The organism is Pseudoalteromonas sp. P1-25 (assembly GCF_001401805.1).
GTDB lineage: Bacteria > Pseudomonadota > Gammaproteobacteria > Enterobacterales > Alteromonadaceae > Pseudoalteromonas.
The window spans coordinates 55,196-77,161 of sequence record NZ_LKDW01000004.1 but is presented as its reverse complement, the minus strand read 5'-3'; the positions used below and the strand labels follow the sequence as shown (position 1 = coordinate 77,161).

At 40.9% G+C, this 21,966-nt stretch carries 19 protein-coding genes; 9 read left to right on the top strand and 10 right to left on the bottom strand.

From position 1 onward, the window contains the following. Nucleotides 1–7 precede the first annotated feature (7 nt). Together AN393_RS04410 and AN393_RS04405 are read left to right on the top strand one after the other, a co-directional pair. Nucleotides 8–1,048 carry a histidine kinase gene (locus AN393_RS04410; protein WP_055017441.1) on the top strand — a complete coding sequence of 347 codons (1,041 nt, stop codon included), beginning with the start codon at nucleotides 8–10 and terminating at the stop codon, nucleotides 1,046–1,048. Next, nucleotides 1,045–1,857, top strand: a complete 813-nt coding sequence (locus AN393_RS04405) for a LytTR family DNA-binding domain-containing protein (RefSeq protein ID WP_055017440.1) — start codon at nucleotides 1,045–1,047, stop codon at nucleotides 1,855–1,857. Before AN393_RS04410 ends, AN393_RS04405 begins: the two co-directional genes overlap by 4 nt. A gap of 16 nt (nucleotides 1,858–1,873) precedes the next feature. On the opposite strand, the gene AN393_RS04400 is transcribed toward AN393_RS04405, so the two are convergent. After that, complete coding sequence (locus AN393_RS04400; protein WP_055014477.1) at nucleotides 1,874–2,284, bottom strand: hypothetical protein; 411 nt, start codon at nucleotides 2,282–2,284, stop codon at nucleotides 1,874–1,876. Between the two features lie 183 nt (nucleotides 2,285–2,467). Here AN393_RS04400 and uvrA point away from each other — a divergent pair, with 183 nt between their 5' ends. Next, nucleotides 2,468–5,050 (top strand): excinuclease ABC subunit UvrA, encoded by a 2,583-nt coding sequence (gene uvrA, locus AN393_RS04395; RefSeq protein WP_055017439.1) that lies wholly within the window; start codon nucleotides 2,468–2,470, stop codon nucleotides 5,048–5,050. A gap of 50 nt (nucleotides 5,051–5,100) precedes the next feature. Here uvrA and AN393_RS04390 read toward each other — a convergent pair whose 3' ends face one another. Both AN393_RS04390 and AN393_RS04385 read right to left on the bottom strand, forming a co-directional pair. After that, nucleotides 5,101–5,718, bottom strand: a complete 618-nt coding sequence (locus tag AN393_RS04390; protein ID WP_055017438.1) for a LysE family translocator — start codon at nucleotides 5,716–5,718, stop codon at nucleotides 5,101–5,103. A gap of 69 nt (nucleotides 5,719–5,787) precedes the next feature. Further along, complete coding sequence (locus AN393_RS04385; RefSeq protein WP_055017437.1) at nucleotides 5,788–8,250, bottom strand: prolyl oligopeptidase family serine peptidase; 2,463 nt, start codon at nucleotides 8,248–8,250, stop codon at nucleotides 5,788–5,790. Between the two features lie 165 nt (nucleotides 8,251–8,415). Between AN393_RS04385 and AN393_RS04380 the strand changes: the two genes are divergently transcribed. From AN393_RS04380 to AN393_RS04370, 3 genes are all read left to right on the top strand, one after another. Further along, complete coding sequence (locus AN393_RS04380) at nucleotides 8,416–9,393, top strand: LacI family DNA-binding transcriptional regulator (RefSeq protein WP_055017436.1); 978 nt, start codon at nucleotides 8,416–8,418, stop codon at nucleotides 9,391–9,393. Then, nucleotides 9,393–10,622, top strand: coding sequence for a glycosyltransferase (locus AN393_RS04375; RefSeq protein WP_055017435.1), 1,230 nt, complete (start codon nucleotides 9,393–9,395; stop codon nucleotides 10,620–10,622). Before AN393_RS04380 ends, AN393_RS04375 begins: the two co-directional genes overlap by 1 nt. 107 nt (nucleotides 10,623–10,729) lie before the next feature. Beyond that, nucleotides 10,730–11,956, top strand: coding sequence for a threonine/serine exporter ThrE family protein (locus AN393_RS04370; RefSeq protein WP_082422665.1), 1,227 nt, complete (start codon nucleotides 10,730–10,732; stop codon nucleotides 11,954–11,956). Nucleotides 11,957–12,012: 56 nt separating this feature from the next. On the opposite strand, the gene AN393_RS04365 is transcribed toward AN393_RS04370, so the two are convergent. The 3 genes from AN393_RS04365 to AN393_RS04355 form a co-directional block, all read right to left on the bottom strand. Continuing rightward, complete coding sequence (locus AN393_RS04365; protein ID WP_055014533.1) at nucleotides 12,013–13,071, bottom strand: alcohol dehydrogenase family protein; 1,059 nt, start codon at nucleotides 13,069–13,071, stop codon at nucleotides 12,013–12,015. An 11-nt stretch (nucleotides 13,072–13,082) separates the two neighbouring features. Then, nucleotides 13,083–13,589, bottom strand: a complete 507-nt coding sequence (locus AN393_RS04360; protein ID WP_055014483.1) for a TetR/AcrR family transcriptional regulator — start codon at nucleotides 13,587–13,589, stop codon at nucleotides 13,083–13,085. 396 nt (nucleotides 13,590–13,985) lie between these two features. Further along, the gene (locus AN393_RS04355; protein WP_055017434.1) at nucleotides 13,986–14,981 is read right to left on the bottom strand and encodes a transposase; all 996 of its coding nucleotides are present in this window, start codon (nucleotides 14,979–14,981) and stop codon (nucleotides 13,986–13,988) included. A 301-nt stretch (nucleotides 14,982–15,282) separates the two neighbouring features. Between AN393_RS04355 and AN393_RS04350 the strand changes: the two genes are divergently transcribed. After that, the gene (locus tag AN393_RS04350; protein WP_055017433.1) at nucleotides 15,283–17,190 is read left to right on the top strand and encodes a tetratricopeptide repeat-containing diguanylate cyclase; all 1,908 of its coding nucleotides are present in this window, start codon (nucleotides 15,283–15,285) and stop codon (nucleotides 17,188–17,190) included. Between the two features lie 10 nt (nucleotides 17,191–17,200). On the opposite strand, the gene AN393_RS04345 is transcribed toward AN393_RS04350, so the two are convergent. Genes AN393_RS04345 through AN393_RS04335 form a run of 3 tightly spaced genes read right to left on the bottom strand, consistent with a single transcriptional unit; the run spans nucleotide 17,201 to nucleotide 18,012 of the window. Then, entirely contained in the window at nucleotides 17,201–17,419 is a 219-nt protein-coding gene (locus AN393_RS04345; RefSeq protein ID WP_055014486.1) for a DUF6500 family protein, read from the bottom strand. Between the two features lie 26 nt (nucleotides 17,420–17,445). Next, nucleotides 17,446–17,703 (bottom strand): hypothetical protein, encoded by a 258-nt coding sequence (locus AN393_RS04340; RefSeq protein ID WP_055014487.1) that lies wholly within the window; start codon nucleotides 17,701–17,703, stop codon nucleotides 17,446–17,448. Between the two features lie 57 nt (nucleotides 17,704–17,760). Continuing rightward, nucleotides 17,761–18,012 carry a hypothetical protein gene (locus tag AN393_RS04335; protein WP_055014488.1) on the bottom strand — a complete coding sequence of 84 codons (252 nt, stop codon included), beginning with the start codon at nucleotides 18,010–18,012 and terminating at the stop codon, nucleotides 17,761–17,763. A gap of 313 nt (nucleotides 18,013–18,325) precedes the next feature. On the opposite strand from AN393_RS04335, the gene AN393_RS04330 reads away from it, so the two are divergent. After that, nucleotides 18,326–18,751, top strand: a complete 426-nt coding sequence (locus AN393_RS04330) for a hemerythrin domain-containing protein (protein WP_055014489.1) — start codon at nucleotides 18,326–18,328, stop codon at nucleotides 18,749–18,751. 85 nt (nucleotides 18,752–18,836) lie between these two features. Here the strand turns inward: AN393_RS04330 and AN393_RS04325 are convergent, their stop codons facing one another. After that, nucleotides 18,837–19,250: a hypothetical protein gene (locus tag AN393_RS04325; protein ID WP_055014490.1), complete on the bottom strand. Its 414-nt coding sequence runs from the start codon at nucleotides 19,248–19,250 to the stop codon at nucleotides 18,837–18,839. Nucleotides 19,251–19,595: 345 nt separating this feature from the next. On the opposite strand from AN393_RS04325, the gene AN393_RS04320 reads away from it, so the two are divergent. Then, entirely contained in the window at nucleotides 19,596–21,950 is a 2,355-nt protein-coding gene (locus tag AN393_RS04320) for a TonB-dependent siderophore receptor (protein ID WP_055017480.1), read from the top strand. Nucleotides 21,951–21,966: the final 16 nt, after the last annotated feature.

Below are 21,966 nucleotides of genomic sequence, written 5' to 3'. Positions count from 1 at the left end.
AAAGTCTTTGGGTTTTGACTGTTTTTTGTTATGGTTTAATCACTTACAAAAAGAAGCACCTATTATGCTCAAACATCCTTTCTATAAATACAGCTTTTTTATTCTACTTATAATAGATATTGCTTATGCCATTGGGCTCATAATTGCTAACTCTACACCTTTTACTGCGGGTAGTGCACTCGCAGCCGCCGTGTGGTTTGTTACTTTTTACTGGGTGCCGGTGTGGAGTGCGGCAGCGGTTATTTTTTACCTGCGCAATAAACACATTCATAAAATAGCGTTTGAATGGGTAATTGCCGTTATGTTTATGGCACTCGGTAATGTACTTACTGATACAGTGCTCACAGCGCTTTTTGAAGGGCATAAGTCCATGGGGGTATTTGTTGTATTTAACGGCTTACTTTGGGGCTCGTGTATTTACTTTACCAGTATTTTTATTGAGAGCAAAAAGCGCGCAACAGCCGAAAAACACGCACTTAAACAAGCCCAACTTGCTACATTGCGCTACCAGTTAAACCCACATTTTATGTTTAATAGCTTAAATACAATTTCGGCTTATATTCATACAAAGCCCGATTTAGCCGATGAAGTACTGCATGAACTGGCTGATATTTTAAGGTACTCGCTTGATACTGCCGAGCAACAGCAAATACCTTTACAACAAGAGCTGACAATAATAGAAAAGTACCTAAATATTGAAAAAGCACGCTTTGGCGATAAGCTTCAGGTTAATTACCACATTCCTAGTACGCTTAAAAACATATCGCTACCACCGCTGCTTATTCAGCCCATAATTGAAAACGCCATTAAACATAACGCCAAACAAACGTCGTTAATACTTAATATAACGCTCAGTGAGCTGCCTAACGGCGTTAAAATACAAATTAGCGATAATGGTAAAGGGTTTTCGAGCGAGGTAATAAAACACGGCCATGGCAGTGGTGTAGGGATGAAAAACATATTAAAACGCGTTAAACAACTTGGCAAAAGTAAGGTATTCCTCAGCAATAATAATGGTGCAGTGGTTACGTTGGAGCTAACACTATGAGCAATAAAAGCCAGCCAAATACAGTCGCTAAAATGCGTGTATTATTTGCTGATGACGAGCTTCCCGCTCGCGAAAAATTAAGCCATCAATTAAGCTTAATGGAGCATGTTGATGTAGTGGGTATGGCTACAAATGGTAAAGAGGCCATAACATTAATAAATGAGCTAAAACCTGATGTGGTATTACTTGATATACAAATGCCTGAAATTAACGGCTTAGAACTTATTGATTTACTTAACTACCAGCCCATTATTATTTACACAACCGCGTATGACCAATTTGCGATTGAAGCATTCGAGAACGCCTCAACAGATTACTTACTAAAACCTTTTCCTATTGCTCGGTTAAAAAAAGCACTCGCCAAAGCGCAGCAGCAACTTGAGCAACAGCGTGCCCACTGCCAAGTTAACAGCCAAGTTAACAGCCAAGTTAACAGCCAAGAACACGAGCAAACCTTTGCATTAACCGAAAACACATTAAATAAGTTAATTAGTAAAAGTGGTGAGCGTATATTTTTACTCTCCCCAGGTGACATTAAATTTATTAAATCGGAGCAAGGTAATAGTTTGGCATGGAATGGCGACACATTTCATCATTTAAGCGATACGCTCGACCAGCTTGAACATGCCTTAGTAGCAAAAAACTTTGTGCGAATTCATCGAAGTTATTTGGTTAACGTTGACCACATTAAAGAAATACAACGTTGGTTTAACGGTAAGCTAATGGTGATTGTAAATGATGATATTAAATCTGAGCTAAGCACAAGCAGAGCCGGTGCCGATAAACTAAAGCAATTACTACACATTTAACGTATCTAAAAATGCGTTACTGATCATTGCTCGAATACACACTTAAAATAGGAAACTTATATTCCGCAAACGATACCGTTACCGACTGTGTTTGGTTGCCATTAAAGCCTAACTTAAATTCATTGGGTGTTAGCCTGCTGCCATCTGCAAACAGCGCTAATAAATGATCCTGATTAAGTTCACGCTTGCCAGAGGCTAAATTAGTAAGGGTAATAACCGCCCAACGCTCCCCTTCTTCGTTGCTCATAAGTACATAGTTTACAATTGAAAAGTCAGACTTTTTAGGCGTTATATTGTTATCGTTTGGAAACGACAACTGCATACTATTTGGTATGGCTCGGTCTACGTTTAGTACATTATTTTGCGCTGCAAACACATTGGCGCAAAGTATTAATAAAAATAATAAGCTAAAGACAATTTTTGCCACACTTAAAGTCCTTTTAAATTTAGATGCTTGATTAAAATTTATACTCGCAGTTTTTACCTATTATGTAAACACTCTATTAAAAGCTCAGTAAATTAACTAAGCCCTCATTCAGTGTCACCCCATTAGTATTAATACTTTGCGGCACGTTAATAAACACACGGTTATTAAACAGGAGTAAATTACATGGCAACCACACCTAAAAATTCACATGAGGTTAGTAACGCGCAATCGGCTTTATTAAACCCAGAGCACAGCATTCAAGTACGAGGCGCGCGTGTTCATAACTTAAAAGATGTGGATGTAAACTTGCCCCGTAATTCACTTGTTGTTTTTACCGGTATATCAGGCTCGGGTAAATCATCGCTCGCCTTTGGAACATTGTTTGCCGAATCGCAACATCGCTATCTTGATTCGGTATCCCCTTATGCACGCAGATTAATAGACCAAGTAGACGAGCCTGATGTAGATTCAATTGAAGGGCTGCCACCCGCGGTAGCCCTGCAACAACAACGTGGTGCACCCTCGGTACGCTCATCGGTAGGGAGTGTGACCACTATTTCTAACGCGCTGCGAATGCTTTACTCACGCGCAGGCGAATACCCCAATGGGCAAAGCATACTGTACGCCGATGCGTTTTCGCCCAATACGCCACAAGGCGCCTGCCCAGAATGCCACGGTATTGGCCGTGTATTTAACGTAACCGAAGAGCTGTTAGTGCCCGACCCTACTAAATCAATTAAAGAGCGCGCTATAGCCGCATGGCCGCCAGCTTGGCAAGGTAAAAACCTAAGCCGTATTCTCACCTCGTTAGGTTACGATATTAATAAACCGTGGAATACCCTGCCTAAAAAAGCCCGTGATTGGATTTTATTTACCGACGATACACCCACAGTGCCCGTGTTTCCTGAGTACACGCTTGAACAAACCCAAGCGGCGATTAAAAATGAAGAAAGCCCTAGCTACATGGGTACCTTTATAAGTGCTAAACGTTTTGTTTTACAATCGTTTGCGAGCACTCAAAGCCCACGCACTAAAAAGCGCGTATCGCAGTATATGCAAATATCACAATGCCCGCAGTGCGAAGGTAAAAAGCTTAAAAAAGAGTCGTTATCGGTTAAAGTAGCGGGGCGTGATATAGGTGAGATTTCGCAATTAACACTCAATGAGCTGGCAGATAAATTAAGATTTGCCGTTAGTAACCCCGCTAAAAGTAACGCTGCAAATCCCGAAAAAGCCATAGTTGCAAAGCGTATAGCAGGCGACATTCTTAAACGCGTAGAAGCACTCACCAAACTTGGTTTAGGGTATTTATCGCTTGAGCGCACCACTCCATCGTTATCGCCGGGTGAGTTACAACGCTTAAGGCTTGCAACGCAAATTCGCTCAAAATTATTTGGCGTTGTGTATGTGTTAGATGAACCTTCGGCAGGTTTACACCCTGCCGATACTCAAGCTTTATTAGCCGCATTAGATGAACTAGTAGCCGCTGGTAACTCAGTGTTTGTAGTTGAGCACGACGTAAGTGTTATTCGCCATGCCGATTGGGTGGTTGATGTAGGGCCAAATGCGGGCTCCCGTGGCGGTAATATTGTTTATAGCGGCCCTGTTGAGGGCTTAAAGCAAATTAGCAGCTCACACACGAGCCAATACTTATTTAAAAATAACGAATCTCAGCAAGCTCAATTACAAGGTAAACAACGCCCAGCAAAAGCATGGCTTACGCTTAAAAATGTTGAGCGTAATAACTTACAAAAGCTTAATGTAGAATTTCCGCTTGGGGTTATTACAAGTGTTACAGGAGTCTCTGGCTCAGGTAAATCAAGCTTAGTAAGCCAAGCGCTTGTTGAGCTGGTTTACGATGCACTAGGGCAAAAATTGCAGCCACAAATACCTACCGATGAAGCCGAACTGCTCGAGCAAGAGCTCGATATAACAACCGGCGGGCAAATAACTGGGGGCATTGAGCACATAAAGCGCCTAATAACGGTTGATCAAAAAGCCATTGGTCGCACACCTCGCTCAAATCTTGCAACTTATACGGGTTTGTTCGATCACGTACGTAAACTGTTTGCCAATACCAAAGAGGCAAAAGCACGTAAGTACGACGCAGGCCGTTTTTCGTTTAATGTTAAAAAAGGACGCTGCGAAAATTGCGAAGGCGTAGGCTTTGTAAGCGTAGAGCTGTTATTTTTACCTAGCGTGTATTCGCCTTGCCCTGTGTGTAACGCCAAGCGCTACAACCAAAAAACACTCGAGATTACCTATAAAGATAAAACCATTGCCGATGTACTTAATTTAACCGTTGAGTCTGCGCATACATTTTTTGCCGATGAACCCGCTATTTTACGTGCGCTCAATGCGCTTTTACAAGTGGGCCTTGGCTATTTACGTTTAGGCCAACCTGCTACTGAGCTTTCGGGCGGCGAGGCCCAGCGCATCAAACTTGCCACAGAGTTGCAACGCACACAGCGCGGCGATACGCTTTATATTTTAGATGAACCAACCACAGGCCTACACCCAAAAGATGTAGCTATGCTAATGACGCAGCTAAATGGCTTAGTTGATGCGGGCAACACCGTCATTATGGTTGAGCACGATATGCAAGTAGCCAGTAACACTGATTGGGTTATTGATATAGGCCCAGGTGCGGGCGACGAAGGCGGAGTAATAGTTGCACAAGGTAAACCTGAAAGCGTCGCTAAATCCCCAAAAAGTAAAACGGCACCATTTTTAAAAGCGCAGTTAAATGACGCACGCGCTAATTAAAATGTTAAAAGCAATATGCATAATATAAAAAGAGCCTAGGGCTCTTTTTATTAGTCTAAGGCTAACCAAACGCCTACAAGCATCATTAAACTGCCTGCTATACGGTTCATCCATTTAATATTATCGCCTCGGGCTAAAAACAGACGCAGGCTTTTACCACCCGTTGCGTAAGCTAACATGCTTACAAATTCGGTTACCATAATTACGCTAAGTAAAATCACTAATTGTGGCGCAACGGCCTGATCAACATTAATAAACGGTGGGAGTAGTGAAATCATAAACGCCCACCCTTTAGGGTTAGCAACAGCGGTAATAAACCCTTGCGTAAAAAGCGACTGCCTACTTACATCGGTTGGGCTGTGTGTATTAACCGACATTTTACCTTTAGCGCGCCACATATTTACGCCAATATAAATTAAGTACGCGCCGCCTACCCACTTTAGAATAGCAAACGCATCTGGGTAATTTAGCATTACACTTGCAACACCGAGTACCGCAGCAACGGCAACGGTTGCTACGCCTAATAGCTCACCTATCATCATCCATAAGGTTCGGCGCACACCGATGCTCATGCCGAGTGTCATGGCAAGGGTCATACACATACCTGGGGTGATAGATACAAAAAAGAAGGTAGGAATAAAAACCGCAAGCGCTGCTACATCAATCATTAATTTACTCTCGTATTAAAACAAAAACGCGGCTATAAGTAGCCGCGTTTTGCTTACTTATGTTTATTACTATTGCCCAGTACTTGCCTCTGGTTCAGTAATTACCTCTACAGGCTCTGCTGTATCATTTAACAAATACTTATCTAACCACTGCTCTTGTTCCCACAGTACGTGTAATAAACTTTTACGTGCGCGGTAACCGTGGGCTTCGTAAGGAAGCATAACTAAGCGAGCGTCTTTACCTAAGCCTTTAAGCGCTGCGTACATGCGCTCACTTTGCATTGGGAAGGTGCCTGAATTAGGATCTTCTTGACCGTGAATCATCAGCATTGGCTCATTGATTTTTTCTGCGTGAAAAAACGGCGACATATTAGCGTACACACTTTGTGCTTGCCAAAAGTCGCGCTCTTCACCTTGAAAACCAAACGGCGTTAATGTGCGATTATACGCGCCACTGCGGGCAATACCGGTTTTAAATAAATCACTATGAGCCAACAAGTTTGCGACCATAAATGCACCGTATGAGTGCCCTGCTATGGCTATTTTGTTTTTATCAGCAATACCCTTATCAACTAACACATCAACGGCTGCTTGCGCGCTTGCTACAAGTTGTGTTCTAAAGTTATCGTTTGGTTCACTGCCATCAATACCTACAATCGGCATTTTAGGGTCGTCAAACACGGCAATACCTTTAGCAAGGTAAGGCATTGGGCCCCAATAGCCAATGTAAGTAAATTCATAAGGCGACTCGCGAACTTGCGATGCTACGGCTTTATCTTTGTATTCAAGCGGATACGCCCACATAAGTACTGGTAACGGGCCTTGGGTTACGTCGTAGCCTGGTGGTAAATAAAGTGTGCCTGAAAGCTCTACGCCGTCATCGCGTTTGTAACGTAATTGCTCTTTTGTCACCCCTTTAAATGCAGGGTATGGGTGAGCAAAATTAGTTAATTGGGTAAGCGTATCATTATCTAAATCACGAATAAAAAAGTTAGGCTGCTCAGTTTTAGACTCTCGCACAGTTATAAAGCGCTCGCCTTCATCGTCAAGCAATGCACGAACACGCTCGTAGTATGGCGCTTGTGATTGCCATAAACGCTTGCTGCTATTTGTTTTTACATCGTACCTGTCTAAAAACGGAATATTACCTTGCTCTGATGCGCCATTGCCGCGCAGGTACATATAGCGCCCACCAACAATTTTAATCACGTTGGCGCCTAAATCGTTGCGCTCGTAAATAAAGCTACCTGGGTCTTTATACGCATCGTTATAGCTTCGCTCTGAAAACAGCACGCGGTTTTTATCGGCATTACGCGGTTGAATAACAAATGTACGTACTTGGCGGTCGCTAAAGCGCCAGTCGCTAAGCATGGCAACATTTTGGTTACCCCACTCAATACCTGCAAAACGGCGCTCTACTTTAGCAAACAGTTTAGGCTCGCGTTTAAACGGCGCACGTAAGCTGTAAATATAATCATGGTGCTTAACATCGGTTTTCATGTCGCCGCCATCTTGCGCCTCGGCCCAAATAACTTCAGCGCCTTGATCCGCGCGCCATTCAAAGTTGCGTCGGCCAGTGCGAACACTGTCGTAGCCTTGCGGAATGTTATCGGCAAGTGGCTGTTTTACAAGTTCGGCTAATGCATAACCGCGCATGCCCCATATTTGCCATGTACTCGCAAACCGGCTGTACGGTACTTGGTACGAAAACGGCTCGTTTATCGCAGCCACTAATATATTGGTTGAATCGGGCGATACCGAAAATGACTTAAATAATGCAGGGCTACCAATAGCTTGTGTATTGCCATCAAGCGTTACGTAAGCTAATTGCCCTTGGCCGTAAAATTTAAACTGTGCTTCGTCAAAGGGGCTGGTTAATAAGTTTTGATAGGTACGCGCAGGGGCTTTTTCGCCTGTGCTTTGCTGTATAACAGGCACTACATTTTGACTACTGTTTTTAAGCGCGGGCTTACCTATATTAACCGCTAAATTTGCAACCAGTGCGCTGCTATCGGGCAGCCATTGGTAGGGCGTAGCGGTAATAACCGAGTTAAGCGCTGCGTTTGAGAGTATTTTTGCTTGCTTTGTCTCTACACTGTAAAGCCATAAATTTGCTTGGTTTTGTTGCTCTACAACAAACGCTAAATATTTACTATTAGATGACCATTTAGGCGAGCGAATAATACCGTTTGGTAAATTGTTAATATTAATAACGGTGCCGCTTTGCACATGCTTTAGCTCAACAGCGCTGTATTTAGCACTTACACGCGAACGTGAAAAATTAGCAGGGTTAAGCTTTATACCTGCAAGTTTAAGCTCATCTTTGGCAAGCTCATCTAGTGTTACTACGCGCTTTCGCTCAAATAAAGCAAGCCACTGGCCATCGCTCGATAAAAAACTAGTCGGTGCTAATTTGGCATCTACCACAGCAGCAAGCTCTGGCGAAGGTGTTTGATAGCCTTGCTCAGCATAACTGCTTGGCATTATTACAACACAACAAATAAAGGCAACTAACAGCCTAAATGCGTTCATGTTTTTATCCTTTTGTTATTTTTAAGATTATAAAAGGTATATAAACATGTTTTGCCCTGTTCATAAAGTATTAAGCTTTAAATTGCAGGGCTAAAAGATGACTTAAATGCATTATATACGCTACACTACGCAGCTATTTACTCATTACTGTGCGCTTAAAATTCCATGCCTAATAAAGCTAAATCGGTCACTATTTTTGATGTTGCTCACCACGCGGGGGTGTCTAAATCGACTGTGTCGCTGGTGCTTACGCACAGCAATAAGGTAGCCGATAAAAGCAAACAAAAAGTGTTACAAGCCATTGAAGAGCTAGGCTATGTGTATAATCGTGATGCTGCAGCTATGCGCTCTGGGCGCACTAACTTAGTGGTTGTAGTAATTGACGATTTAACAAACCCGCTTATGGCATTGCTTGCTAAAAATATAGAGCAGGCTTTAAGCGAGGCTTTTTTTCAAGCCATTATTGTTAGTAGTAACAACAGCGTAGAGCGCCAAACGCAGCTAATAAATAATTTAAAAGAATACAAAGTAGCTGCATTTATAATTTGCCCTGTGGAAAATACCTGTGCACAGTGGCTCGACAACCTTACTACTGCCTACCCTGTCATTAGCCTAATGCACGAAGTGGCCTACAGCTCAGCCCCGTGTGTTTTGCCCGACTACACTAAAGCAAGCCACCTAGTCACATTGCAGCTAATAAATGAGTCGCCTAAAAACATGCTGTTTATAGGGGATGAAAGCTTATCGGCACAGGCTTTATTAAGTGGCTTTAATAGCGCGTGTCAAAAACACAATATAACCCCCGAGCCTGCAATTACGTGCACAAAAAGCACCCCATTACATGCTAAGCAAGTATTTAGTAACACATTACTTAATAAGCCGAGTATTGACGCGGTAGTATGCGCTAACACTGTTATTGCACATGGCGTTTTAAGCGCCGCCCCGCATTTAAAAAACAGTATAGTGAGTTGCTTACATATTCCTGATATTACCGAAATGCAGCCTCGCTTTACTAGCGCTAATATAAGCACACAAGAGCTTGCTAAGCGCAGTATTTTAGTGCTGCAAGAACAACTCCAAACACACACAGCACCAGTAAAAACGCTGGTAAATGTAAACCTTCAAATTAGAGAAACACCGTAATGAAAAAAGTGCTGGTAATTGGTTACGTATGGCCAGAACCAAATTCGTCTGCTGCGGGTACGCACATGATGTCGTTATTAAACGCGTTTAAAGCGCAAAATTGGCAAGTAGAATTTGCCACCCCAGCACAACGCACCGAGCACATGGTAAACCTAGACGAGTACGGTATTACCAGCCAAAGCATAGCCCTAAACTGCGAAAGCTTTGATGAGTACGTTAAAGCGTACAATCCAGATATAGTGATGTTTGACCGCTTTATGATGGAAGAGCAATTTGGCTGGCGTGTAGACAAACATTGCCCTAATGCCATTAAAATTCTCGATACAGAAGATTTACAATGCCTACGAAATGCGCGCCACGAAGCGCATAAAGGCGAGCGCGAGTTTACCACCAACGATTTACATTCCGACATAGCAAAACGCGAAATAGCGGCTATTTTGCGCTGCGACCTCAGCTTAATTATTTCAAGCTACGAAATGGAATTGCTCAATAGTGTATTTAAGGTCGAACCAAGCTTATTACACCATTTACCGTTTATGGTCGATTTAAGTGCATTACCTAAAACCACAAAAAGCTTTGATGAACGCGCGCACTTTATGACCATAGGTAACTTTAGACATGCCCCCAACTGGGACGCCGTGCTGTATTTACAAAAAATATGGCCGCTTATTCGCAAGCAACTACCAAAAGCCGAGCTACACATTTATGGCTCTTATCCGCCCCCAAAAGCAACTGCACTTAATAACCCTAAAACAGGGTTTTTAATAAAAGGCTGGGCCGACGACGCCTATGAGGTAATGCAAAGCGCGCGCGTGTGTTTAGCACCGCTTCGTTTTGGCGCAGGTATAAAAGGCAAGCTGCTAGAAGCGATGATAATGCAAACGCCCAGCGTTACCACTAATATTGGTGCAGAGGGAATGCACAACGATTTACTTTGGCCTGGTAAAGTGGCTAATAATACCGACGATTTTGCAAATGCAGCCGTTGAGCTTTACACCAATCAAGCCGATTTTGAACACGCGCAACAAGCTGGCAAAACACTACTTAATACCCTGTACGACAAAGTAAAATTAAGCACGGGGTTAATTAATAAAATTGACTCAATAAGCAAGGATTTAAAAGCGCACAGGGAAAAAAACTTCACAGGACAAATGTTAAAACACCATACTATGCGCAGTACGCAATATATGGCGCAATGGATTGCTGAAAAAAATAAAAAATTAGATTAAAAATGACTAGACTCCTACAAATTTGTGTTTAAAATCGCGCCCATTACAAATGGGCGTTTTAGCCTATACTTTTAGCTAATTTATTTACTCACTGGTCCATACAAGATTTGAAAACTGCAACCTTTACTGAAAAGCGCAAATTTATCGTTAAATTAGGTAAAATGCTACACAAGTACGGCACCCCTGCGTACCGTTTAGAAGCACACTTAATGGAAGTGGCCACCTACTTAGGGCTTAAATCGTCTTTTGTTATGTCGCCAACTTCAGTAACGTTTGTAATTTGGACTGATGGCCACGAAGACGAATACACCCACGTGGCACGCGTAGACCCGGGCGATCACGACTTAGGCTCACTAGCCGATACCGACGATTTGGTAAATCAAATGCTCGACGACAAGCTCACTTTACAAGAGGTTGATGCCCAGCTTGATGCCATTTACGACATGCCAAATCCGTACAACAAACTCGTAACCGGTATTGCGTTTGCAACGTCGGGTGGCGCGTTTGCTATGTTAATGGGCACCAGTTGGACAGACGTTATTTGGTCTGGGTTACTCACCTTAGTTGTATATTTATTTGTGTTATGGTCAAGTCGCTCTAAACGTGTTGCACATATGCTTGAGCCACTTGTAGCCATTATTTCAGCTATATTAGCTTGTGCGGTAAGTGTGTATATAACCCCCGAAATTAATATACGTTTAGTGGTGCTTTCAGCCATTATTGTATTTATACCAGGCCTAGCCCTTGCACTTGGTTTAGCCGAACTTGCAGCTAGGCATTTGGTGTCGGGAACTGCGCGGGTAATGGACTCGTTTATGCTATTGTTTAAATTGTACTTTGGTGCATTTATTGGCATAGGCATTGGCTTTGCCATTTTCGGCCAAGCAGACTTTGTGCAACCTGAGCCTCTTCCTAAATGGACTGCTTGGCTAGCAATACTTCTGCTTTGTAGCAGCTTAGTTGTTATATTTAGAACTAAAATTAAGCATGCGGGCTGGTCTATCGCATCTGGTTTTATAGCCTATGGCACGAGTATTGGCTCAGCAATGTACCTTGATTATACGTTAGGTACATTTGTTGGTGCGCTCTCGGTTGGTGTATTTAGTAACTTATTTAATCGCGTTGCAAATGCCCCAGCCTCCATTGTTGCCATGCAGGGCTTAATTGTACTGGTACCCGGCAGTAAAACTTATATTGGCTTAAACTCGCTTATTGAAGGCCAAGATTTTGTTTATGCTGAACATATAGGCCAGCAAACGTTTTTAATATTTATGTCGCTTGTAGCAGGGCTCATATTTGCAAACGTGGCTTTACCGCCTAAAAAAAGCTTATAAACTCGTTACAACTAATAAGCCCGTTAACTTTGTAACGGGCTGTGTTGTTTAAACTGCTATTCGTTATGGGGGATGGTTAGTACAATTTTTCCTACGTGTAGTTTTTGTGCAAACACCTTTTGCGCCGTAACAATTTCACTCAGTGGGAATGTTTGCGCCACTATGGGCTTAATTTTTTCTTGTTCAATAAAGTTAACTAAGCTTTTAAATACCTCAGGCTCTATAACTGTACAGCCAAAAAAAGTTAGATCTTTTAAGTACAAAGTACGTATATCAAGCTCTACTAATGCCCCGCCTATAGCGCCCGACACCGCATAACGCCCTTTTGGCTTTAATACTTCCAAAAGCGTCGGCCATTGCTCGCCAGCAACGAGGTCAATGACTACATCAACACTGTTTTTACCTATAGCTTGAATTAAATCATCTTCACGAAATATAACCTTATCGGCACCTAACTCTTCAAGCTGCTGTGCCTTACTTTTACTTGTAATAGCAATAACAAAAGCACCACGCGCTTTAGCTAATTGCACCGCCGCAGAGCCAACCCCGCCCGAGGCCCCCGTAATTAAAACAGTTTCCCTTGGCTGTGGGTTTGAGCGAAATAGCATGTTTTCGGCTGTAGAATATGAGCACGGAAAAGATGCCAGCTCAGCATCACTAAAGTTACTATTAATTTTATACGCATGAATAGTGTCAACGCGCGTAAACTGTGCAAAACCACCATCGCACTCTGAGCCAAAGTACCACGGTGCTTTTAGTGTTTCGCCGTTAGCTTTAATTAAACATGGCTCAACTATTACTCGCTCACCAATACGGTTTGGATCTACGTTTTTACCAACAGCCACAATCACACCGCACACATCTGCTCCCTGAATACGTGGAAAAACAAACGCATCACCAGACCAACTTGCATCGTCCTTACTGCTTTGTTTTTTAGCGTACCAAGCTGTGCGAGTATTAAGATCGGTGTTATTAACACCCGCCGCCATAACTTTTATTAGTACATCGGTTTGTGCAAGCGTTGGCAGCGGTAAGTTAGTTGCATACTTTAATACATCAAAATCGCCATGTTCGGTAAGCTGTACGCCATGCATTGTAGTAGGTAAATTTGCCATTAATAGCTCCATTATATTAATTTAAGAATACTGTTTTTTGCTGATGTTACCGCCTCATCGCCCATAACTGGCCACGCACTCGACACGCCTTCGTGTAACAAAAACAGGCTACTAGCCAATGATGAATTTAACCCTTGCTCACCTAGCAGTTTTTTTACGTCATTTTTATGAGTTTGCACCGCATGGCTAATAGCTTCATCCTCAGGAAACGCCGACAGCGCATTGATAGATAAACAGCCGTTAGGCGCAAATTCCACCATCCACCCTTTTAGCTGATCAAACATGTGCAAAACCGCCTCTAAGCCCGGAGCCGGCACATCTTTGAGTAAAAAATTAATATAGCGATTATGGCGGTACTCTAGCGCAGCAATGATCATTGCCTGCTTTGACGGATAGTATTTATAGAGAGTGCGCAAACTAACGCCACTGAGCTTTTGCAGCTTAGCTACGCTTGGCTCAGCAAAACCATGTTGACTAAAAGCCACCTCAAGCGCAGCTGCTATTTCTTGTTTTAGCATAGTATTTAACCTGTGTAGAATGAATGCTCTACTCAATATTGTAGAGCATTCATTCTACATGTCAACCAATACAGATTTATACAAAATAATTACTTTGACACCCATCTTAAAATTTAAAAAATAATAACTATGACACCCATTATAAAATTAAGATGAGGAAAGCCCTCGAGTTCAAATATAAATAATAATATGATGACACCCACTCTAATTATTTATAACAAACAATGTAGTGAGAAATATTTGGTTGGGGCTATATGTTGAGATGTTGAGTGGTAATAGAGATGTTTAAATTTATAGACTTGAGCTTTTTATCGTAATCTTATGGCCATTAAGAAACTTAACGCAGCGTAAAAGCTCAGCAAAGCTAAGTGACATACTATTTATTTAATGGTTTTATTAGGCTAATAATTTTTTACTGTTTGAATAGCTAGGCCTTCGCTTAATAGCTTGATGTTTACAATAGCTATCTAATGAACTTATACGCCCCACCGCTCCATGAAAAATGTTGCCAAATTTAGTTGTAAGTTTTAACCAGTTCTCTGGCGCTATATTCAAACGTATCAATAATTCAGGTGTTGAATGCGCAATAAAACCTATTTTATTAGCACGAACACACCGGCCTGTTAATTCAACTAACTCTAAATATGTTTTTAATTCGAATGGTAAACCTTTTGGCATGTATTTTTTGGGTTTACCCGCAAAGCGTAATAACTGTTTTGGCTGCTTAACTTTTAACGACTGGTCGCTTTTAGAAGCAATTAATTGTATGCGTTGTTTTACGCTTGTAAAGTGCGAACCCTCAGGCGTGACAGCCGCTTTGGCGCGTATTGGGTTTAAATCTACATATGCCATGCACGCTAACAAAGCAGCTTCATCTAGTAACGCTTGAGATTTAAACCGTCCTTCCCAAAACCGGCCTGTGCAGCCATCTTCTTTGTTAGCTCGCCTTGCAATATTTTCATTCAATACACGCATAAACCAACTAATACTACTTAATCGTTCACGGTACTGTTTTATGCTTTCGTTTAAAAACCAACGCTCGGTAGCCGATAGCTTCTCACCACTTGTAAATTTATGTGTGATAGCAGTGCCTTTAAAAAGCTTCTGCCAACGAATTGCTATTGCTCTATCGTTTAACCTATTCGCCTTATTATCATCTACATGCAACACTATATGAGTATGATTACTCATAACGGCATATGCACATACATCTATACAAAAAACCTTTGCGAGGGTGATAAGCTTTTCCTCTACCCATTCTCTTCGATGCGCATAACTTTGCCCAGTAAAGGGGTCTTCACCACACAAATAGGCACGGCGAACACAACGGGAAATACAGTGATAATATTTTGTATCTGCCAAACTTATTTGGCGCTTACGAGCAATAGCCATTACAAAACCCTGTTTATCATTTAATCTAAAGCGTAGTTTGAACCAGTGTTTTATACAATTATCTAATGGGTGTCTTTTTATTATTTAGGTAGGTGTCTAAATTAGTTTTTAGATGGGTGTCATGACTATTATTTTTAGATGGGTATCATGTCTATTATTTAGTAAATCCCATACTTATTTGCGAGATAAGGCTATATTTAATGTTCGCGATGAGACTGACCGAATAAAGTATTAACTTATTATTTACAAGCAATGCTATAGTTAGCCAATTAGATTTAAGTTTTAATTCAGAAAACAATAAATGACGAACAATTCAATAACAAAAATTAACCCGTTATGCCTTTGCTTGTTCGGGCTCGTTTTATTTTTAATTACCAGTTACTCATCATTTGCTAATAGTTCTTCACTAATTTCATCTGATATAAAATCAATCCAAAGCCTGCTGGCTGATATAAAATCCAACAAGCTAGATTACCTTTTGCACCAAAAAGAGCTAACCTACGCTTATAATGTCACTAAACATACAAAGCACAAACAGTTGCACCTTGAAGCGGCAGCCTTATATTCAGAGCTACTTTTTAGACAAGAAAAATACACCGCACTGAGTACTCATTTACTTGAGTACTTAAATAATACTGATCTTATTAATTATAAAAGTAGTCACCTGCTACTTTTAGAGGTTCAGCTTAAGCTTTATGCAATTAACAAAGAGCTAAGTAATGCGCAATCGCTTGCTAAGCAGCTTCAAATCCAGGTAAAACAACTCGCTCCTAACGAGCAAATTATTATTTTTCGGGCTATGGCCTATTACTACACCGAAACCGACGAACTTAAAAAAACATTAAGCGCAGCATTAATAGGGTTAGAGCTTGCTATAAAAGAAGAAGACATAGCCTCGCAGGGCTACTTTTTCAGAAAAATTGCCGACGCTTATAACTACCTCTACAAAGATGATAAAGAAAAAGCCATTTATTATGCCCAAAAAGCGGTCGATGCCTACGAGCAAACAAACGATGGTCTATTTACTGCAAAGGCTTATTGGAGCTTAGGAAATGTATTACTAGAGGTCGGTCAGCCTAAAAACGCGCTTGTATACTTAAATAAAGCGCTGGCTTATTTTAGTAAAGTGAATATGAAAAAAGGGTTAGCCTTTGCTCAATATTCTATTGCAAATATTCAATACCTGCAGGGTAATTACGATACGGCTTTAATACTCGCAAACAAAAACATTGCACTTGCAAGCTCCGCCGGCATTAACGATATGCATTTAGCCTCAATGATTTTATTATCAGACATTTACATTAAACAAAATTTATTAAATAAAGCCAACCAAGTAAACGACGAGGTATTTTTAAATCTCGATAAATTTAGTCGCAGCATTTATAAGGCTGATTTTTTAAGCAAACGCTATAAATTAAAGCGTCAACTTAACTACACCGAGGATGCCTTTAACGCCATTGAAGATGAGCTTGCTTATACAATAAAACATTACGAAGCCACCAGCGAAACCAATATAAAAACCTTGCAGGTTAAATTTGAAGTAAAAGAAAAAGAAGACAAGATTTTACAGCTAGAATACGAAAAAAACATAAACAAATTGCAAGCAACAGAAGAACACCAACAAAAAATAATTTGGCGGTTAAGTGCATCTATTGCCTTTATTGTGGTGATCGTATCGCTATTTTTATTTTACCGACAAATGCGCCAACGTAAAAAATACCATGCTATAGCATTAACCGACTACCTAACTAACAGCTTAAACCGACGTGGCATACTACAAAAAGCTGATGAGTGCTTATCCCAGCAGAGCCTAGCAATAGCTATTGTCGATTTAGATTACTTTAAAGCTATTAACGACAAATTTGGCCACGATATAGGAGATTTAGTACTTATAAACTTTGCTCAAGCAGCAAAAGACACTCTAAATACTACTAACAAGTTTGGACGCTATGGCGGCGAAGAGTGGTTATTTGTTTTAAAAACGCAAAATCGCGATAAAATAAACAACTTTTTCAAAAATCTTGAAAATAAGTTAGCGCAGTACTGCAGCGATATTGAAGCATTGCCAAGTAAAACACACATTACCTTTAGTGCTGGTGTGGCAATAAGTCATGCTAAAAGCGACTCACTAAGTGAGCTCATTAAACGTGCAGACCAACAGCTCTATAAAGCAAAAGAAAATGGCAGAAACCAAATAGCAATCGCGTAAATATACGTTATTACTGCCCTTCTATAATCATTTGTTTTATTTTTATCGCTTTTTCAAAGTGATCTAACTTATGGGTGTGTATCCACCACGTAGCGGCTTGCATCAGCAGCTCTGGATTGTCGTTTTTATTTGCAAAAAAAGCGTAAAAAGAAAGACCTACGTTTTCGCCTTTGGCTGCTATTTTTTTATCGCATACAGCTATAATTTTTGCTTTTAGTTCTTCCTGCATACATACCTTATTTAATTGTATTTTAATTATCTAAATATACCGTTTAAAAAACTAACAATTAGCTGTAAAAGACTTCTATCAACAATACTATGATTCTCAAACTCTTTATTAGGCGTATTTACTTTTGTAGCTTTGCATTCATTATTTAGCGGCTCATTTTTATGTATATTGGTTTCATAAGCTATATCAGCTTGCTCCATACATTTTGCAGAGCCCGCATAAGGCTTTGCCGCACAGCCCGTTAAAAATATACTCAGCAATAATAAAGCTAAAACCGCTTTCATCATCCATCCTATTTTATGCACCCTTTTGCTTTAGATTATAGCTGTAAGTTTGCTTAGTTAGTCGGTTATCAAAACAAGTAGATCAATAAAAAACACACCTACTTCATCTACAAAAGCGTCGTCTTTAGCATCCTTTTTTATTTGAGCGCTAATACATTCATTGTAAACCTTTAAGCTTGTTTGAATTCCCTTTAGCTCGGTCATTTCAGCTTCTTCTCTACATAAACGGCTACTGTAATGCGATGCTGTAGTACATGCATTTAATAACACACACAATATTAATGCTGTAGTGGGGCTTTTTAAGTTCATCCTTAAACTATCCTAATATCTAAAGTTTTATAAAAAATATATAAGGCGAGTATTTTCAACTCGTACCTAAATAATGCGCCACTTTAACACCCCTTTAAAATACCCAACCAGTAAAAATATGTAAGCTTATGTAGCGTGATAAGCAACCTTCTTCTTTTAATCTGAAAAAATTGCAGCTTTTTATGTGTAAAAGTTACAGAGCAATTCTATAGCAAGCATTTATAATTCATTTAATTCATATATATCAACAGCTTAAACTTTGGCACTTCGCTTGCTTTTAAGTTTGTAAAGCAATTACAGCAAGGAAAGAGTTATGAATATTTTTGAAGCACTACGTCACGATCACGACAAACAACGCGAGTTAGTAGATGCTCTTATTCAAACGCACGGCGATACCACTGAACGCCACAAGCTAATGGACAAGCTAAAAACCGAATTAGAAGATCACGCAAAATTTGAAGAGCGTTATTTTTATAACCCACTTATGTTTGAAGATTTAACACATGAAAAAGCACGCCACAGCGTTGCCGAGCATCATGAAATTGACGAACTAATAGAACAACTTGAAGACACCGAAATGAGTTCATCGGCGTGGTTAGTTGCAGCTAAAAAACTGCACCACTTAGTACATCACCATTTAGATGAAGAAGAGCATGAGGTATTTCAATTAGCGGGTAAAGCCCTAACTGAGGGGCAAAAAGAAAGCCTAGCTAAACAATATAACGATGCCATGCATTAGTTTTAACTTAAACCAACTTCCATACACTCCCTTGTGTACTTATTGGTTATAAGCCTTACGGCTTATAACCATTTTTTTTGCTCTGCTACTTAATTGTAAATTTAACGTCTTGCTCGCGTAATAGGTAAAGTGCAAAACAGGCTGCCCACATTGGCCACGCTGTAAAAAACAATAAATTATTAAAGCCATCAATATACTGATTATAAGATGAGAGCGTAGATAAGCCGTGCATTACAAATATAACGCCATAAGTAAGGCGTTTTTTAATACCCGCTAAAAAAGCCAATACTAATATAAGCTGTAACGCCCCCAGTACATACGCAACCATATCTGTAGAGCCGCTGATCCCATAAAAGTGCTCAAAAATTCGTGCGCTGTGCCCTGGGTTAACAAACTTATCGAACGTCCACATAATCATTACAATAAATACGCCAAGGCGTAGCGAAAAAAGCGACCATTGCAGACGATTTTGAAAGTCAGTACCTGTTGTACCCGTCATAAAATTTCCTTAAAACTAAATAATCTAATGTGAAACTAGCAAGACCGCTTAACACATATTTTATTTCATTTTATGCATAACTTTTTAATAAATTGGGTGCGCTGCATTGTGCTTAAATGCGTATAAAACCGCTATTTGTAAGTTACAACCTTATTAAGACAATAACTAACTACAGCATTTATTAAACAATAAATAGTGCCTAAAACTGAATAACGCTTTAAAGCAATATGCTAGACTTTTAACGTTTCGTTCTAAAAAACAAAAAGAATTAATAATTGCTGAAAGTTATTCACAAACCTACAGGTCTTTATTGCCACATTAACACTAACCAAAATGAGAACCCTTTTGAAACATTCATATTTGGCACTTTTTATAGCTGCTTCACTCACACCTAATTTTTATGCTTATGCGGCACAATCTGTAGCTAATACCGACTCAATTGAGCGTATTGAAGTAGCGGGCCAAACGATTAAATCTCAAGGGCTTTCTGTAAAAGATGCCACTATTAACGGCCCCTTCGGCGACAACCTAGCATTGCAAGATATAGCTCGCTCAGTTACGCCTATTTCAAGCGAGCTGATAGAGCAATTAAACATTACAACCCTACAAGACGTACTAGCAGTTAGCCCAAACACATACTCTGCAAGTGGCTTTGGTGCGCCAAGTTTACCGACTATTCGTGGCCAACTGGGTGAGCTTTATCAAGATGGTACACGCCGCCAAGCAGGTAATAACGGCTTTGGCGTGCCGTTATCGTTCAACTCTATAGAACAAATAGATGTAGTAAAGGGTGCCCCGCCGGTTTTATTTGGTTCAAGCCAACGTAACGGTGGTTTTGTAAATTTACATTCTAAAGCTGCTTCTACAGATGAAAGTAAGGGTAAGGTTAAGCTCTCTGCAGGACGATGGGATCAATACAGCGCCCAAGTAGATTACACAGCGCCGATTATAAAAGACAAAGTTGGCCTTAGAGTAAGTTACGAGCACCTCGATGAAGGCAGTTACTACGATTACTCAGGCACTAAAAGCGACAGCTTGTTTGCAGCACTACGGATATTACCAGGCGACAAAAGCAGTTGGGATATTAACTTTGAGCTATACCAAGTTGAATTTACCGATAACGCCGGTATTAACCGCCCTACCCAAGCCTTAATTGATGATGGCCTTTATATTACCGGCCAAGGCGTGCAAGCCAATGGCAGTACCGTACCCGCAGCGGGTTCTATTGTGTCGCCTACTGGGCAAGTAAAAATAGATCGCAGCACCGTACTTACCGACCCTGATAACCAAAACGAAGCAACAACCTACTTAATTCACAGCATTTATAAGCGTGAGCTAAGCGCTAATGCCTCACTTAAAAACATTACGTATTTTCAGCATTTACAGCGTGAAGAAATAGCCCAAAACAGCTTTGTAGAAATTATAGACGGCGCTGATACAGCGCAAAACCGAACGGAGCTTACGTACCGCTGGAACAGTGACCAGCAAACAATTTTTGCTTTTGACGTGCGCTACAATAAAGTGCTCGGCTACAGCCAATTTACTACCGAGGCCGACTTACCAATTGATTTAACAGGCCCACTTTCAAACCGCCGCATTCCATTAACCGATGCACAAAAGGCGCGTTTAGTAGAGCTAAGTCCTGGTGTATTTGTATCGCCTGGCGGCCAATACGATTTAGATAACGATGGCAGCGGCGACTTTAACCTATCAGACACCACCGACTCACGTTCATGGCAAACAGGGCTTGCTATTCAACAAGACACAGATTGGGGCGATAAACTTCATACTAGCGTGGGTTACCGCATCGATTTTTACGATGTAGCAGCAAACGACCCTATTGCACCACAAGGCCAAGTTGCCGCAAGCGATAGCATTAACGAAACCCTGCATTCTGGCCAAGTTAGCTTTAATTATAAATTAAATGCCGATTACACCACCTATGGTGCAGCAAGTTATAACGAAGCAACATCAAACAGTATGGCTGGCGGTACATCGCTTGGCAGTGATAACACCATTAGCGCACAAAATTTTGCAACCGAAAACACATTAGTTGAGTTTGGCTTAAAGTACGCCCCAACCGACAGCGATTGGTACGCTGATGGCGCGGTATTTAGTCAGCGCCGCAGTTTACGTAATCGCGACGGCAGCAATACAGGTATTCGTACCACAGGTTTTGAAAGCCAAGTATTTTATGATGCTTACCCTTATTGGCTAAGTGCGGGTTACAGCTACATAGATGCTCGTTACGACAATTCTGCAAGCAGCCAAGATTCTGCTCAGGTAATCGATGCGTTTGACAATTCGCGTCCAGATATTATTGCAGGTACCGGTGTTGGCGCGCCAAGTTTTACCGCGTTTGCACCTTCAAACCGCCAAGTTCAGGGCATTCCTGAGCAGTCGTTCAGTTTTAACGGAAATTATTCAATTAATTCGAAATGGCAAATGGGTTTTTCAGGTCTATATACAAAGAGTTACCCATTAGACTTTTTGGCAACAGTTAAAATCCGTGATCAATACACGCTAAACGTTAATACTAGCTACGCATTTACGCCTAGCACTAAGTTGCGATTAGATGTAAACAACGTCACTAATCAAAAAAACTGGCGCCCAGTATTTGAAGGGGGTTACTTTGGCGCAACGCTGGCTTTTCCAGAGTTACCAATTAACGCAAAACTAACACTTTCACATAATTTTTAAGGACGTTTTAAGAGAG

Bases quoted from the DNA above. Each gene is read 5' to 3' on its own strand.
- AN393_RS04375 (WP_055017435.1), top strand. From the start codon at position 9,393: ATGAAAAAAGTGCTGGTAATTGGTTACGTATGGCCAGAACCAAATTCG.
- AN393_RS04360 (WP_055014483.1), bottom strand. From the start codon at position 13,589: ATGCTAAAACAAGAAATAGCAGCTGCGCTTGAGGTGGCTTTTAGTCAA.
- AN393_RS04330 (WP_055014489.1), top strand. From the start codon at position 18,326: ATGAATATTTTTGAAGCACTACGTCACGATCACGACAAACAACGCGAG.
- AN393_RS04365 (WP_055014533.1), bottom strand. From the start codon at position 13,071: ATGGCAAATTTACCTACTACAATGCATGGCGTACAGCTTACCGAACAT.
- AN393_RS04340 (WP_055014487.1), bottom strand. From the start codon at position 17,703: ATGAAAGCGGTTTTAGCTTTATTATTGCTGAGTATATTTTTAACGGGC.
- uvrA (WP_055017439.1), top strand. From the start codon at position 2,468: ATGGCAACCACACCTAAAAATTCACATGAGGTTAGTAACGCGCAATCG.
- AN393_RS04390 (WP_055017438.1), bottom strand. From the start codon at position 5,718: ATGATTGATGTAGCAGCGCTTGCGGTTTTTATTCCTACCTTCTTTTTT.
- AN393_RS04355 (WP_055017434.1), bottom strand. From the start codon at position 14,981: ATGGCTATTGCTCGTAAGCGCCAAATAAGTTTGGCAGATACAAAATAT.
- AN393_RS04325 (WP_055014490.1), bottom strand. From the start codon at position 19,250: ATGACGGGTACAACAGGTACTGACTTTCAAAATCGTCTGCAATGGTCG.
- AN393_RS04345 (WP_055014486.1), bottom strand. From the start codon at position 17,419: ATGCAGGAAGAACTAAAAGCAAAAATTATAGCTGTATGCGATAAAAAA.
- AN393_RS04380 (WP_055017436.1), top strand. From the start codon at position 8,416: ATGCCTAATAAAGCTAAATCGGTCACTATTTTTGATGTTGCTCACCAC.
- AN393_RS04335 (WP_055014488.1), bottom strand. From the start codon at position 18,012: ATGAACTTAAAAAGCCCCACTACAGCATTAATATTGTGTGTGTTATTA.
- AN393_RS04385 (WP_055017437.1), bottom strand. From the start codon at position 8,250: ATGAACGCATTTAGGCTGTTAGTTGCCTTTATTTGTTGTGTTGTAATA.
- AN393_RS04350 (WP_055017433.1), top strand. From the start codon at position 15,283: ATGACGAACAATTCAATAACAAAAATTAACCCGTTATGCCTTTGCTTG.
- AN393_RS04405 (WP_055017440.1), top strand. From the start codon at position 1,045: ATGAGCAATAAAAGCCAGCCAAATACAGTCGCTAAAATGCGTGTATTA.